The sequence below is a fragment of the Fundidesulfovibrio magnetotacticus genome, assembly GCF_013019105.1.
GTDB lineage: Bacteria > Desulfobacterota > Desulfovibrionia > Desulfovibrionales > Desulfovibrionaceae > Fundidesulfovibrio > Fundidesulfovibrio magnetotacticus.
Window position 1 is genome coordinate 220,683 of record NZ_BLTE01000003.1, and the last position, 14,553, is coordinate 235,235.

Sequence of the window (14,553 nt, forward strand, 5' to 3'; positions counted from 1 at the left end):
CGCCGCTAGATCTGGCTCATCAGGGCGTGGGTGTCCTCCCCGGCCTTGAGGTAGGCGTTGGCCGCCTGGCGCGGGGCGATGCCCAGGGCCTTGAAGAGCCCGCGCGCGTGGTCCCAGTCGTTGGCGTCGATGCGGTCCAGCAGAGCCACGTAGCGCGCCAGGGGCTCGCGCGGTTCGCGCAGCAGGGCCTTCTTGAGGGACTCGTCCAGGGGCATGTCGGCCAGGATGTCCTTCATTTTCATGTCCATGAGCCCGTCCACGTTGCGCAGAAGGCCCAGCAGGAAGAGCGTGTCCCCGGCCGTGCCGGGCGTCAGCCCCGCATCGGTCAGGCGGGAGAGGAAGAACGCCCCGTTGAGGGTGCGCAGGGAGAGCTCCCGGCCCCTGCCGCTGGGGTCCAGGTCCGAGAGCACGGCGGCGGTGGCCCACTTGCGGATGGCGTCGAGCCCGGCCAGGGAGGCCGCGCGCGCCAGGGAGTCGATCTTGCCGTCGAGCATGCAGAAGGCGGCCGAGTTCACGAACTGGAGCAGGCGCACGCTGAGGGCCTGGTCCGTGGAGAGGGCGTCCACCACTGCGCCCAGGCTCGCCTCCTCGTCGGAGAGCACCTTGAGCAGGCGCAGACGCGCCGCCTTGAGCGAGGGCAGCTTCTTCCCCGCGATCTCCTTGGGGTGCGAGAAGAAATAGCCCTGGAAGTAGTTGAAGCCCAGGAACCGGCAGCCCTCGAAGGCCTCCCAACTCTCGATGCGCGAGGCCACGAGCCCCCCGCGCCAGGCGCCCAGCTCCTTCTTCAGCCTGGCCACCTCGCGGCCGGTGGAGGAGTCCACGGGCACCTTGATGAAGTCCGCCAGGGGGACCATGCCGTTCTCCCTGGCCTTGCAGGTGGGGGTGAAGTTGTCCAGCAGGAAGCAGTAGCCCTTTTCCTTGAGTTCGTCGCAGGCCTTGAAGAAACGGTCGTCCGCCTGGATGTCGCTGGGCACCTCAAGGATGGTGCGCTCGGGAGGCAGCGCCAGCACGTAGCCCGAGAGGATGTTGTCGTAGCCCACGTTCACGGAGATTTTCTCGCGAGGACCAAGGCCCTTGGTGGCCAGGGCGAACCCGTCGGCGATCACTTGGTTGGTGGCGTCGTCGAAATCGGTGATCAGGGCGCAGACGTCGCCTTCGCATTTGCGGAACAGGAGCTCGTGCGCGAACACGTCCAGATCCTTGGAGAAAATGGGCTGTCGCGCCATGAACAGGTCCACGGCGTGGCCGGGACCATGGAATGTTCGATGCATGATGGCTCCCCAGGATGTAGCCGCCAGCCGAAAAGCCCCCCTCGGCGCTGGCGAATCGCCCCTTTAAGAGATTGCCTTGGGCGCTCGAAGCGGTCAAGCGGGAACTATTCCGACCGCCATGGGGGAGATGCGTGGCTACTTCGCGGGCACCGAGTCCAGGAAACGCGCCATGGAGGCCGTCAGCTCCTCTAGGGAGTCCAGGTGCAGGTATTCCCCGGCCGTATGCTGGGTGCCGTCGCCGCGCGCGCCCCAGACCGCTCCGGGGATGCCCCGCTCCGAGAGGAAGCGGGCGTCCGTGGCCCCGTGGGAGCGGCCGCGCTCCAGGCCCGGCACGCTGGCGTCGAGGAGGTCCAGCAGCGGGGAATCGCCGCCGTTGAACTGCACGCTCTGATTGGTCAGCTCCAGTTCGCCCCGCACGGCGGCGCGCACGGCGGCCTTGAGGGCCTCCGGGTCCTCGCGCTCGGTGTGGCGGATGTCCAGAAGCGCCCAGGCCTCGGCCGGGACCATGTTCACCACCGTGCCACCCTGGATCACGCCGATGTTCAGGGTCTTGTGCCAGTGGTCCGGGGCGTCGTCGGTGAAGAGGGCGCGCACGCGGGCCAGATCGGCCATGAGGGCCTCGATGGCGTTCCCGCCCATCCAGGGCCGCGCGCCGTGGGCCGCCTTGCCCCGGGCCGTGAGCCGGAAGCGGATCACGCCCTTCTGGAGCGTCACCAGGGTGCGCGGGCTGCCGCCGTCCAGGGCGATGCCCAGTTCGGCCTGGACGTGTTGCAGGGCGTGGCGCGCGCCGTTGCGGCCGCCGGTCTCCTCGTCGCCGGTGAGCAGCACGCCCAGGGGCATGGCCCCGCCTTGCCCCTTCTGGCGTTTCAGGAGGGCCATGGCCAGGGCCACGGCGTATTTGTCGTCGATGGCGCCCCGGCCGAAGAGCTTTCCGTCCTCCTCCCGGGGTTCGAAGAGGGCCGCGGGCGCGGCCACCACGTCGTAGTGGGCCATGAGCAGAACGCGGCAGCGCCCAGGCTCGGGCAGGGCCAGGATGGACTCCACGCCCTCGTGCTCCAGGCGCTCGAAGCCGATGCCCCAGGCGTCCAGAGTGGCGGCGATGTGGTCCGCGCAGGCCTTGCGCGCCCCCGGATCGGCGGCGGTGGAGGGGAAGCGGATGAGGGCCTTGGTCAGCTCGACGATTTCACGGGTAAGGGCGTCCATGGGCGGCAGTCTGACCAGAGGCCGGGCCTTCTGGCAAGCGCTTTTGCGGGGTGCCGCGCCGGAGCCGGTGGAGCGGGGCGGATACTTCTGGCCGGGCCAGCGCCTTTCGGTCAGGGCCTGGCGTGCGACCAATGCGCGGCCGTGGCCCTTCCGGCCCGGGGTTGCTCGCGGCGTGCGTCCGGTCTATCATGGCGCGGCGCCACCGCGCCAAGGAGGCCCGATCCATGGATCCCCGCGAAGCGGTTCACCGTCTGTACATCCACAAGCTGCTCTACCGGCGCGTCCTGGAGGCCCAGGACGGCCGCCAGGAGGCCATCAAGGAGCTTCTGGGGGCCGTTCGGCCGGACATGTCCGCCCAGGCCGCCGCCTGCGTGGCCGAGACCGTGCCGCCGCTCCTGCCGGAACTGCACCGCAAGTGGATCGGCCAGTTCGTGGACACCCTCCTGGGCACCGCCGACCCCCAGCAAGTGGCGGTCCTCTGCGACGGCACGGAGGAGAACAACGCCGCCCTGGCCCTGGCCTACGTGATGTTCCTTGAATCCGAGCGCATGGAGGCGGAGATCGCCAAGGATCTCGCCGGGATCGAAAGCCTGGACGGCGTGGGCCTGGCCGACGTGGCCGCCACGCTCTGCACCAGGCTTACGGCCGTGGAGGAGTCCCTCGTGGAGGAACGCCGCGCCAAAGCACGGGAATACCAGATGAAAACTGGGTCGAAAACGACCCATTGACCATCGTTCGCCCACGGCCTTGACCCCGGCCCGCTCGTGGGCTAGGAGGAAGGCGAAGCGTGCCCGGGACCGCGAGGTTCCGGGCAAGGCTTTTTTTATCTCACGCCTCCCCAGGGAGGCAAGCAGAGGGAACGCACCATGCAATCCATCCCCATCTCGATGCAGGGTTTCCGCCGCCTCGAAAGGGAGCTGGACGACCTCAAGAAGGAACGTCCGGCCGTCATCCAAGCCATCGCCGAGGCCCGTGAAGAAGGCGACCTGCGCGAAAACGCGGGCTACGACGCCGCCCGCGAACGCCAGGGAATGCTCGAGGCGCGCATCCGCTACATCGAGGGCCGCCTGGCCACCAGCCAGGTCATCGACCTGGCCACCCTGGACGGCGATCGCGTCACCTACGGCGCCACCGTGGAGATCGAGGACGTGGAAACCGGCGAGACCAAGACCTGGACTCTGCTCGGCCCCGACGAAAACGATCCCGCCAAGGGCTCCATCTCGCTCCTCTCGCCCGTGGGCCAGGCCATGCTGGGCAAGGAGGAGGGCGACGAGATCGTGGTGGACGCCCCGCGCGGCAAAATCCGCTACGAGATCGTCTCCGTCCGCTTCCTGGGCGTCTTGCCCTAGCGTCCCGCGACGCGACCCCAAGCCCCGGTCCTGCCGGGGCTTTTTCGTGCCGTTCCCCTGATCTCCGCCGCGCCCCCCGCAGGGCGCGGCCACGCCCCTGCAAAGGGGTGTCGTTGTTTCCCTTTGCGGATTATTTTTTCTGCAAGCGGAACAATTCCGCCTGCTTGCCACGGCCCGCGCCTTCTTATAGGAATACAAAGTTTGCCCGCGAAACCGCCCCGGGCGCGCGCCCGGAGCTTACAACCCCCGAGGAGGCTTGCATGAAACGGATCACGATTCTGGCCCTTGTCCTGCTGCTGTTCGGCGTCACCACCATGGCCCAGGCCGCCGACGGCTCCTGGGACCGCGTCAAGAAGGAAGGAAAGCTGGTCATCGGCCTGGACGACTCCTTCCCCCCCATGGGCTTCAAGAAGGACGACGGGAAGCTCGTCGGCTTCGACATCGACGCCGCCGAGGAACTGGGCAAGCGCCTGGGCATCCAGATCGTGTGGCAGCCCACCGCCTGGGACGGCGTGATCCTCTCGCTCGACTCCAAGAAGTTCGACTGCATCTGGAACGGCATGACCATCACCGAAGACCGCAAGGGCAAGGTGCTCTTCACCGATCCCTACATCATGGACGGCCAGATCGCCGTGGTGAAGGCCGGCAGCCCCGTGAAGGCCTTCGCCGACCTGGGCGGCAAGGTGCTGGGCGTGCAGAAGGGCTCCTCGGCCGTGGAAGCCGTGAAGAAGCTGCCCAAGGCCGCCTCCGAGGTGAAGGAATACGACGCCAACCCCAAGGCCTTCCTGGACCTCGACTCCGGCCGCCTCGCCGCCGTGGTGATCGACAACGTCTCCGGCCGCTACTTCGTGGCCACCAACCCCGGCAAGTACACCGTGCTCCCCGGCTTCATCACCAAGGAGCCCTTCGGCATCGCCTTCCGCAAGGGCGAAGCCGACCTCAAGGACATGATCCAGAAGACCCTGGGCGCCATGGTGGCCGACGGCACCATGGCCAAGATCAGCAAGAAGTGGTTCGGCGAGGACATCACCGACCCCAAGAAGTGGTAGTCTGACGCTCGTCGCACGTAGGCCCGTCCGGCCGGGGAGCAAGCGCTTCCCGGCCGGACTTCTTTCGGGCCTCGCCCCGAAAAATCCGCCCGGGGGGCTTGCCCCGGCGACCGCCGGAGGCTATCCCCTTGCGGCCGGGACGCTCCCGGCCCGCGCCGTGAGCCGTGAACGCCCCGCGCGGCGAGCCCCAGCAACCCGGAACACCACGACCATGCCGTCCTCACCACGTCGCCCATACGCCCCGCGCGCCCTCGCGGCGGCCCTCCCTCCCGGCGCGTCCTCGCGGATGGGGGAGCGCCCGTGCGTCCGCCGCGTCCTCGCGGCGGCCCTCCTGCTGACCCTCGCCCTGGCCCTGGCGTGTCTGCCCGTCCAGGCCGCCCCGGCATGGGCCCAGGCCCAGGCCTCCACCGAGGAACTCATGCGCCGGGGCCGCGACGCCATGGCCGAAGGCCGCCTCCAGGAGGCCATGGAGGCCTACGCCGCCGTGCCCTCGCCAGACAAGGCCCACGACGAGGGCGAGTACGCCTCGGCCCGCATGCAACTGGCCCGCCTGCGCCTGGCGGCCGGGGACCACGAGGGGGCCATGCAGGCCGCGCGCGACGTGCTCGAACATTTCGCCGGGCACGCCGAGGCCCAGAACTTCATCGTCGCCGTGGAGCGCGACCGTCTGCCCGCCTGGGAGCGCTTCCTCAGGGACTGCTGGCGCTTTTTGCCCTCGCTCCTCTCCGGCGCGGGCATGACGCTGCTCCTGGTGTTCTGCACCATGCTCATTTCGCCCCTGGGGGGGCTGGTCATCGCCCTGGGGCGGCTCAGCTCCTACAGGGCGCTGCGCGCGCCGTGCTGGTTCGTCATCTGGCTGTTCCGGGGCACGCCGCTTCTGTTGCAGCTCTTCTTCATCTACTACGGTTTGCCCTCCCTGGGCGTGACGCTCAAACCGCTCACGGCGGCGCTCATCGGGCTGGGGATCAACTATTCGGCCTACCTGGCCGAGATCATCCGCGCGGGCATCGAGTCCATCCCCTCGGGCCAGATGGAGGCGGCCAAGGCCCTGGGCATGACCTACAGCCAGGCCATGCGCCGGGTGGTGGTGCCCCAGACCTACAAGCGCCTCATCCCGCCCGTGGCCAACGAGTTCATCGCCCTGATCAAGGACACGGCCCTGGTCTCCACCATCGCCATGGTGGAGCTGATGCGCGCGGCGGACCAGATGTTCAACACCTATTTCAACGTCACGGCCATCGTCCTGGCGGGCGTGATCTACCTGTTCTTCACCACCGTGTTCACCTTCGTCTTCGAGCGCATCGAGACCAGGGTGGGCATCTACGAGAGGCGCTGACATGGCCGGGCTGATCGAATGCGTGAACCTGCGCAAGAGCTTCGGCGCGCACCGCGCCCTGGACGACGTGAGCCTCGCCGTGGAGCGCGGCGAGAAGGTGGTGATCATCGGGCCCTCGGGCTCGGGCAAGTCCACGCTGCTCAGGGCAATGAACTTCCTGGAGACCGTGGACGAGGGCGAGATCCGCTTCGAAGGCGTGCCCGCCGGCTACCGTCGGGTGGCGGACAAGCTCGTTCTGGACCGCCAGCGCAACCTCTGCGCCCTGCGCACGCAGATTGGCATGGTGTTCCAGCAGTTCAACCTCTTCCCGCACATGACGGTGCTGGGCAACGTGATGGAAGGCCCCGTGACCGTGCTCGGCCAGGACAAGGCCCAGGCGCGCGGCCTGGCCATGGAGATGCTCGCCAAGGTGGGCATGGCCGACAAGGCCGGGCGCTTTCCGGCCACGCTCTCGGGCGGGCAGAAGCAGCGCGTGGCCATCGCGCGCGCCCTGGCCATGCGGCCCAAGCTGATGCTCTTCGACGAACCCACCTCGGCCCTGGACCCCGAGCTGGTGGGAGAGGTGTTCGAGGCCATCAAGACCCTGGCCCGAGAGGGCATGACCATGGTGATCGTCACGCACAACATGGGCTTCGCCCGCGAAGTGGCCGACACGGTGGCCTTCATGGACGCCGGGCGCATCCTCCTGGCCGACCCCCCCGCCAAATTCTTCGGCCAGGACTGCGAAATGCCCCGCATCCGCGCCTTCATGGACAAGATCATGTAGGGGGATGCTCCTTGCACCCCAGCCTTCAAGAAGAAAGGGCCGGTCGACCGGCCCTTTCCATTTGATCAACTCACTCCAGGAACTGCGCCCAGTACTCCCAGTCCGGCTTGATGTGCGTGAGCCCCAGTTCCTGGCCCATCTCGAACACCAGGATGAAGGCGAAGCACGCCAGGGCCGCACCGGCCAGAAGCTTTGCGCCGCCCTGGGCCTTGCGCAGCGTGAGCAGCCCGGGCAGCACCCCGAAGAGCAGGCAGATGCCCACTCCCCCCACCAGGTTCATCACGGCCAGGAAGATGTCCGGGTAGACCAGCGACACCACCAGCGGTGGCGCGAAAGCCAGCAGCCATGCCGTCGTGTGGCCTGGCCTGCGCCCCAGGCCGTCGCCCAGGTCCTTCAGGAAGTCCAGGAGCGCCGTGCCGTTGGCCAGGAAGGCCGCGCTCATGGAGAGCAGGGCGAACACCAGCCCGATGTCGGTGAAGGTGCGCGAATCCAGCAGGATGGAGAGCGGCACCGTGGCCGGGAGGTTCTTCTCGAAGGCGTTCATGAGCGTGGCCGGACCCTGGCCCTCCATGGGCAGGGCGCAGAACACGGCCGCCGTCCAGGCCACGTTCATGGCCAGGCCCAGGAGCGATCCGTACAGGATGGATCGGCGCACCGCGCGCACGTCCCCCCGCATTTCCCGGCAGAGCGTGGGCACGAGATTGTGGAAGAGAAACGCCGTGAGCGCCACGGGCATGGCCGCGGGCAGGAACTCCGGGCGCATGGGCAGGGCGCGTTCGGGGTCCGCGTGGCCCAGGGTCATGGCGATGAGCGCGGCGAAGCTCACGCCCATGAGCAGAAGGATCACCGCGTTGCAACGGCGCAGGATGGCCATGCCGAACCCCGTGAGCCCGGCCACGGCGCAGAAATAGAGCGTCGTGACCGCCCAGCGGGGCACGGGCACTGCGAAAAGGCTGTTCACCACCGTGGACGTGCCCACCAGGTAGGCCGTGAGCACCCCGTAGAAAATCACCATGTCCGCCGCCACGGCCAGCCACTTGGCCGAGGGGCCGAGCTTGGAACCGAAGAAGGCGGGCAGGCCGCCCGATCCCTCCTGGGAAAGCTCCGGCTGATCCGCCAGCACGTAGGCGCTGAAGAGCATGAGCGCCCACACCAGCACGATCCCGGCCAGGGAGGGGATCATCCCCGCTGGGCCCAGGTTCACCGGCAGGGCCAGGATGCCGGCCCCCAGCAGGTTCCCCGTGACCATGAGCGACATGGTGAGCACGGGGGCCTTTCCGCCCGGGACGCCCATGGCTAGGCCCCGGCCTTCTGCTTGGCCAGCATCACGTCCAGGATGGCCGGATCGAGCCCGGTGAGGCCCGTGCGCACCACCTGGGAGAGGTTGCGCATGGTCTGCTCGGGGCTCGCGTCCACGATGCCGTCGGTGGAGCGCACCACGCAGCCGCTGATGGCCAGCAGGGCGTTGCGCACGGCGGCCCCGGCCAGTTCGCCCACCTTGAGGGCGCAGCTGGTCTTGGCCCCGTCGCAGACCACGGGGGTGAAACAGGCGATGTGGTTCTTCACGGCCCCGCCCACGGCCTCGGCCGATCCGGCCATCATGTAGGCCACGGCGGCGGCCACGCCCGCGCCACCCGCCACGCCGCTGCCGCACAGGCAGGAAAGCCTGCCCACACCGGCCTTGATGCAGCAGGTCACCAGATAGCTGAGCATCACGGCCTTGAGGGCCAGGCCTTCGTCTTCGAGCGTCAGGTACTGGGCGGCCGAGATCACGGGGATGCCCGCCGCGATGCACTGGTTGCCCGATCCGGCCAGGGTCATGGCGGGCAGGGGCACGCCGCCCATGCGCGAGTCGATGCCCGCGGCGGTGCGGATGGCCGCCCACTGGGCCATGTCCTTCTGCAGCAGGCCACGGCGCAGCAGGCCCAGGAGCGTGCGGCCCACGGCGATGCCAGGTCCGCGCGAGAGGCCGTGGTCCACCAGGGCCAGGTTCAGGTCCAGGCCCTCGCGGACGTAGCGCAGGTCCGAGGCGTCCATGTCGTCGAGGATGTGCACCAGATCGGCCAGGGTCATGCCCAGAAGCCATTCCTGAAGCTCGGGCAGCAGGGTCTCGGAGGCCCCGCCAGCCTGGGCCGCGCCTGGCGCGGCCACCTCCTGGCCGTCGAGAGTGCGCGAGGAGACGTTGTCGTGGCAGCCCGAGACCACGGCCTGGGCCGTGCGTCCGCCGGAGACCAGGGTGACCCGCACGAAGAGCCCCTGCGCGTCCGGGGCGATGGAGGCCGTCACCCGGCCCTGGGCCAGCAGCCTGCGGGCGCGGGCCAGGCCCTCCTTGTCCACGGTGGCGAACACCTCCAGCTTTTTGGCCGGGTCCCCGGCGGTCGCGCCCATGGCGGCGGCCAGGTCCACGCCGGAGGTCTCGTCGGAGTGGGGGATGATCACGCCCATGGCGTTCTTGTAGATGTTGGGGTCGGTCTCCACGGTAAGGGAGTCGATGTCGCCCGGCGGGAGGAGCGCGGCTGCCGTGGCCGCGCACAGGCCGATGGCGGCGGGTTCGGTGCAGCCCAGGCCCGGTTCGGTCTCCAGGTGCAGAAGCTGGCGTGCGTTGTTGTGCAGAATGTCCTTGATGGTGAGACCCATGGAAACCTCCGGGCGGTGGTGTTGGGCGCGGGCGCGCGAGCCGGTCTTTTCGCACGGCGCGGGCGCAAAGTCCATGAAGACGGCGGGAAAGAGGGCTAGAGCCGGGCGATGAGCGCGCCCAGCAGCGCCAGGAGCACGTTGGCGAAGGCGTAGGCCCCGGCGTAGCCCAGGGCGGGCAGGGAGCTGCGCGCGTGCTGGGTGACCACCTTGAGGGCCGGGGTGGAGGTCATGGCCCCGGCCATGGCCCCGAAGAGCAGGGTCGGGTTCATGCGCAACACGAAGCGCCCGAAGGCCAAACCGCCGAAGAGGCTCACGGCCGAGATGGTCACGCCGCAGGCCAGCAGCTCCAGACCCGAGTCGCGCAGGGCCGCCACCACCCCCTCGCCCGCCTTGAGGCCCACGCAGGCCATGAAGAAGAGAAGCCCCAGCTCCGAAAGGAGCCAGCGCGCCGCCTGGGGCATGCGCCCGAAGCTGGGCAGCGCCGAGCGCGCGAAGCCGAACACCAGCCCCGAGGCCAGGAGCCCCCCGGCCTGCCCGAGCCCCACCGTCACCTCGCCCAGCCGGAACTTGAGCGCCCCCAGCCACAGCCCCAGGAGCACGCCGCAGACGAAGGCGATGAGGTCGGTCTCCACCATGGAGCGCTCCACGTAGCCCAGGGCCTTGACCACCACGTCGAGCCGGTGCTTGAGCCCCGCCACGGTGAGCAGGTCGCCCTTTTCCAGCACGATGTCGGGCCTGGGCGCGATGGGAATGTGCGAGCGCACCAGGCGCACGGGGGTGCAGCCCTGCCGGGCCAGCACGCTCAGCTCGCCCAGGGTCCTGCCTGCCGCGTCCTGGCTGGTGACGGTGATCTCGGCGGTGTCGATGACGTCCGAGAGCAGGTCCGTGTCGAACACCTCGCGGCCGATGCGCTCGGCCGCCAGGGGGGCCATGCCCACGGGCATGGAGAGGGCCACCAGGTCGCCCGCTTCGAGGGGGTCGCCGGGGGAGGGCACGAACACCTCGCCGCCGCGCTTCACGGCCTGGAGGGCGCAGCGGCCGCCCCGGCAGATGTCCAGGCGCTCGAAGGCCTGCCCGGCCAGCTCGGGGCGCTCCACCTGGAAGGCGCGCAGCTGGGGCGGGGGGAAGGCGGGCTCCAGGTCGTCGGCGTCGTCGCGGAACTGGCGCTCGCGCGAGAGCATCTTGGCCTCGGCGGCCAGGTCCACGCGCAGCGCCACGGGCGCGAAGCGGATGAGCGCCAGGATGCTGAAGAGCCCCACCAGGTAGGTGAGGGCATAGGCCGAGCCCATCTGGGCCAGGGCGGTGTGGGAGTCCGGGTTGGACTGGATGAGCGCCTCCTGGGCCGCCACCAGGGTGGGCGAGCTGGTGAGCGTGCCCGCCAGCATGCCCGCCGAGGAAGGGGCGCTGAAGCCCCAGAGGTGGCCCAGGCCCAGGGCCGTGGCCCCGGCCAGCAGGGCCACCGTCACCGTGAGGGCCAGGTAGCGCGAGCCGTCGGCCAGCAGGATGTTGAAGAAGCGCGGCCCGGCCGTGAGGCCCACCGAATAGATGAACAGCGTGAAGCCGATCTCCTGGAGCATGGGCGGAGCCTTGAAGCCGAAGTGCCCGAAGAGCATTCCCGCCACGAGCACGCCCACGGGCGCGGAGAGGTGCACCCCCCGGAAGCCCAGCCTGCTGACGGCGTAGCCCGCCGCCAGCACCGCGAAGAAGAGCAGCAGGGGCTGGAGCTCGAAGAGTTGGGCGAGGTCGATGACCATGGACGGGTTTTCCTCCGCGCGCATTCCCGCCGGGACGCCGGGTTGACGGCTTGCCGGGGAGGACGCCGCGCTGCTGCGGGGCGTGTTCTGTGTCCGGTCAGGCCCCGCGTTCCAGGGGGGCCAGTTCCTCCAGGGCTTCCAGGTAGCCTTCGGAGTGGTCCAGGTAGAAGGCCAGGCCCTTGGAAAAGTTCTTGCCCAGCAGGCCGTCCAGGAAGAGCTGGCTGATCTCGCGCTTGCGCACCAACACCTGCTGGGAATGGGAGAAGATCTGTCGCGTCTTGGGGTCCATCTCGGCCAGCACGCGGGCCAGGGCCTGCCGACCCCGGGGCTGGTACATCCAGAAATAGAGGAAATCGAGCGAGTTGACGATGACGGCGTTCACGAGGTCCGGCCTGTCCTTGCCCACGTCGGCCACGAAGCGCTTGGGTTCGGCCAGGATGTCCAGGCCGTCCACGGTGGGGTGGAGGATCTCCAGCTTTTCCTGGACGGCGAGCATCTGTTCGATCTTGTCGCGGTAGTCGCCCAGGCGCTGGGCCATGTTGCTCTCGCGGTCGGCCAGGCCCTCGATGATCCCGGCCACGCAGTCGGAGGCCAGCTTGGAGATCACGGCGGCCCACTGCTGGAGGATGGGGTCGGCCAGGGAGGGGTCGTGGGCGGAGATGGCCGCGCCGAGGGCCGCGCTGAAGCCCATGGCCAGGGGGATGGAGAAGGCGCTGCGCAACAGGTTCAGGAAGGCGGCTTTGCGCGGCAGGCCCCGGTAGAGGTTGTGGGAGCAGATGTAGAGCCCGTTGACCATGGCCATCACGGTGTAGAGGAGCGTGGGGCTCGTGGCCACGCTCACGCCCAGGCCCCGGTCCAGGAAGAGCGTCTTCACGAAGAAGTCCAGCAGGGGCACGGAGAAGCCCGTGAACATGAGCGATTCGCAGAGGCGGTCCACGCTTACGTAGTCGTTCCACTTGAGTAGCGGCGTGCGCGAGATGCCCCCGCCGCCCAGCACCGACTGGATCACGTTGCGCAGCCCCGTGATGGCGAACCAGATGACGGCCCCGAACCAGGAGAGCACCCACCAGTCCTTGGTGAGCAGGAAGGTGAGCATGGCGGGCAGGAATCCGGCCAGCACCTTGAGGGTGTTCTTGAGTCCCGTGGTCAGGTAGGTCCAGGAGAGGCCCTTGCGCGGCGCGGGATCGGCCTGGGCCTGACGGCCCAGGGCGTTGCCGCAGCCCTTCTTGACTCCGCCCATGATGAGGATGTTGCTCTCGCCGGGCCTGGCCGGGAAGAACCCCCGGGACTTGAACTCCTCGCGGGCCTTGAAGCCCAGCCAGCGCATGCCCCGGGTGCGCCTGGCCCAGGCGTAGAGGGAATCCAGGGACGTGTGGGAGCTTTCGCGGGGTTCGCGCACGGTGCGCGGGTCCACGCGCAGGCCCACCACCATGGCGCGGCCCGCGTCGCGGGTGAAGGCCCAGGAGGCCTTGCGCGCGGCGGGGGGCAGGGTTTCGCGGGCCACCATGCCCATGCCGTAGCCCCGGCAGGACTGGCCCGTGGAGTCCGAGCCCATGGAGGTGCGCAGGGGCCTGTCGCGGTACTGGGCGTGCAGCGAGGGCAGGGCGCGCAGGGCGGTTTCCAGGCGCTCCAGTCGCGCCGGGGCTTCGGGGGCGTCGCTCGCGCGCAGGGCGTCCATGCGCCCGAGCACCCAGCGCTTGAGGGGGATGAGGCTTTGCCGGTTCATCAGGTGCTGGAGGCGGGCGATCTCCACGGGGTCATTGGCCTGGCCCATGGCGGAGTTGCGCAGGTTCACGGTCTCCAGGTGGGTGATCCTGCCCCGGCAGAGGCGCAGGATGTCCAGCACGTCCTCGGAGTCGAGGCAGCAGAGGTTCAGGATGAAGCGGTTGCCCGCGCGCAGGCGGGTCACCTCCTCGATGAGCTGCATGGGGCCCTGGGAGGCGCAGTAGAGGGGCGCTGCCTCGCCGTCGTCGGGGATTTCGCGGCTCACGAGGCTTTCGAGGTAGTCGTCCATGAGCGCGTCGGCGTCGAGGAGGTCCAGCTCCTCCATGAGCTCTGCGATGGCCGTCCGGTCGTCGGGCGCGGCGGCGGCCAGTTCGGCTTCCAGGGTCTGGTGGCGGGCCTGGAGGTGGGGCATCAGGCCCGCGTGGAGATACTTGCCCAGGTGCACCAGGGAGGCCTGGCCCGAGCCCACGGCGGCCAGGAAACCCTCCGCGCCGAAGGGCTGGGCGTTCAGGCCGAAGTAGGAGTTGAAGTCGGGCAGGACGGTGTCGTTGAAGGCCCCCAGCACGTGGAGCAGCTGCTCCTGCTGGAGCTGGGCCAGGCGCTGGCCCTGGCTCATGAAGCGCACCACCTCCTCGTGGCGCAGAAAGGCCAGGAAGTCCGAGCGGCCCGAGAAGCCGCGCGGCACCCAGATGATCTTGGCCTGCTTCTCGCGGTAGCGGGTCTGGAACTCGATGCCGATGCGCACGGTGATGCCCATGATTTCCGCAGCCGAAAGCAATTCCTCGGCAGCGCCCTCGGGCACGAAGTTGTAGTAGATCACCGTGAGGTGGCGGATGCCCTTGATCCAGGCGTCCATGATCAGGTGCGTGGCGGACTTGCGGCCCTTGGTGTTGGCGTCGTGGACGTGGTTGTCGAAGCTGACCTGGTTCCACTCCTCGGGCATGAGCGCCAGGTGGCTCTGCCGGAGCTGGCGGGCCACCACGCGGGGCTTGCCGGTGGCGGCGGCGCGGAAATCGCGGGCCAGCTCCAGCTGGCGTCGCGGGTCGCCTTCGGTGCGCACCAGTTCCTTCATGATCTGCATGAGCACGCGGGCGGTGTTGCGCTTGAGGTGCGTGGCGGCGGTGCTCATGGCCTCGGCCTGGAGGGCGCGCAGGGCGTTGATGCGGTCGTGAGCCTTGCCGATTTCGAGCGATCCCAGGAGGTTGGCTGCGGCGTAGGCCGTGCGCAGGCCCTGGCTGGCCGCCGTCTCCTTGATGCCGCGCGGGTGGAGATAGGGTGTGAGCAGGTGCTTGACCCCGGAGAGGTCTTCGCGGCCGAGCACATCGTGGACGATGCCCAGCAGTTCATGGTCTTTGCGGTCGAAGAGCAGACGGTCTTCGAGCGTGCGCGCGCCGTGACGCATGGATGGCCCCTACCTTGCGGTCATTTTCCTAACACCCCGGAATGAAAACAAACACGCGGTG

General features: G+C 69.1%; 11 protein-coding genes. 5 read left to right on the plus strand and 6 right to left on the minus strand.

Annotated features, from left to right (window positions below; translation table 11 throughout):
• Positions 1–5 precede the first annotated feature (5 nt).
• Entirely contained in the window at positions 6–1,271 is a 1,266-nt protein-coding gene (locus tag NNJEOMEG_RS05315; RefSeq protein WP_173082035.1) for an EAL and HDOD domain-containing protein, read from the minus strand.
• A gap of 135 nt (positions 1,272–1,406) precedes the next feature.
• Complete coding sequence (locus tag NNJEOMEG_RS05320; protein ID WP_173082037.1) at positions 1,407–2,474, minus strand: M20 family metallopeptidase; 1,068 nt, start codon at positions 2,472–2,474, stop codon at positions 1,407–1,409.
• 224 nt (positions 2,475–2,698) lie between these two features.
• Here NNJEOMEG_RS05320 and NNJEOMEG_RS05325 point away from each other — a divergent pair, with 224 nt between their 5' ends.
• The 5 genes from NNJEOMEG_RS05325 to NNJEOMEG_RS05345 all read left to right on the plus strand — a co-directional run bounded on the left by NNJEOMEG_RS05325 (position 2,699) and on the right by NNJEOMEG_RS05345 (position 6,974).
• The gene (locus NNJEOMEG_RS05325; RefSeq protein WP_173082039.1) at positions 2,699–3,202 is read left to right on the plus strand and encodes a hypothetical protein; all 504 of its coding nucleotides are present in this window, start codon (positions 2,699–2,701) and stop codon (positions 3,200–3,202) included.
• 138 nt (positions 3,203–3,340) lie between these two features.
• Entirely contained in the window at positions 3,341–3,823 is a 483-nt protein-coding gene (gene greA / locus NNJEOMEG_RS05330; RefSeq protein WP_173082041.1) for a transcription elongation factor GreA, read from the plus strand.
• 260 nt (positions 3,824–4,083) lie between these two features.
• Entirely contained in the window at positions 4,084–4,872 is a 789-nt protein-coding gene (locus NNJEOMEG_RS05335; protein ID WP_173082043.1) for an amino acid ABC transporter substrate-binding protein, read from the plus strand.
• A 286-nt stretch (positions 4,873–5,158) separates the two neighbouring features.
• The gene (locus NNJEOMEG_RS05340) at positions 5,159–6,208 is read left to right on the plus strand and encodes an amino acid ABC transporter permease (protein WP_173082045.1); all 1,050 of its coding nucleotides are present in this window, start codon (positions 5,159–5,161) and stop codon (positions 6,206–6,208) included.
• A gap of 1 nt (position 6,209) precedes the next feature.
• Positions 6,210–6,974, plus strand: coding sequence for an amino acid ABC transporter ATP-binding protein (locus tag NNJEOMEG_RS05345; protein WP_308464628.1), 765 nt, complete (start codon positions 6,210–6,212; stop codon positions 6,972–6,974).
• 70 nt (positions 6,975–7,044) lie between these two features.
• On the opposite strand, the gene NNJEOMEG_RS05350 is transcribed toward NNJEOMEG_RS05345, so the two are convergent.
• From NNJEOMEG_RS05350 to NNJEOMEG_RS05365, 4 genes are all read right to left on the minus strand, one after another.
• Positions 7,045–8,268 (minus strand): aromatic amino acid transport family protein, encoded by a 1,224-nt coding sequence (locus NNJEOMEG_RS05350; protein WP_173082047.1) that lies wholly within the window; start codon positions 8,266–8,268, stop codon positions 7,045–7,047.
• Between the two features lie 2 nt (positions 8,269–8,270).
• Positions 8,271–9,611 carry an L-cysteine desulfidase family protein gene (locus NNJEOMEG_RS05355; RefSeq protein WP_173082049.1) on the minus strand — a complete coding sequence of 447 codons (1,341 nt, stop codon included), beginning with the start codon at positions 9,609–9,611 and terminating at the stop codon, positions 8,271–8,273.
• A 95-nt stretch (positions 9,612–9,706) separates the two neighbouring features.
• A complete protein-coding gene (locus NNJEOMEG_RS05360) occupies positions 9,707–11,365 on the minus strand; it encodes an aspartate:alanine exchanger family transporter (protein ID WP_173082051.1) in 1,659 nt (552 codons plus the stop codon).
• Between the two features lie 97 nt (positions 11,366–11,462).
• Positions 11,463–14,492, minus strand: coding sequence for a hypothetical protein (locus NNJEOMEG_RS05365; protein WP_173082053.1), 3,030 nt, complete (start codon positions 14,490–14,492; stop codon positions 11,463–11,465).
• Between the last annotated feature and the right edge of the window lie 61 nt (positions 14,493–14,553).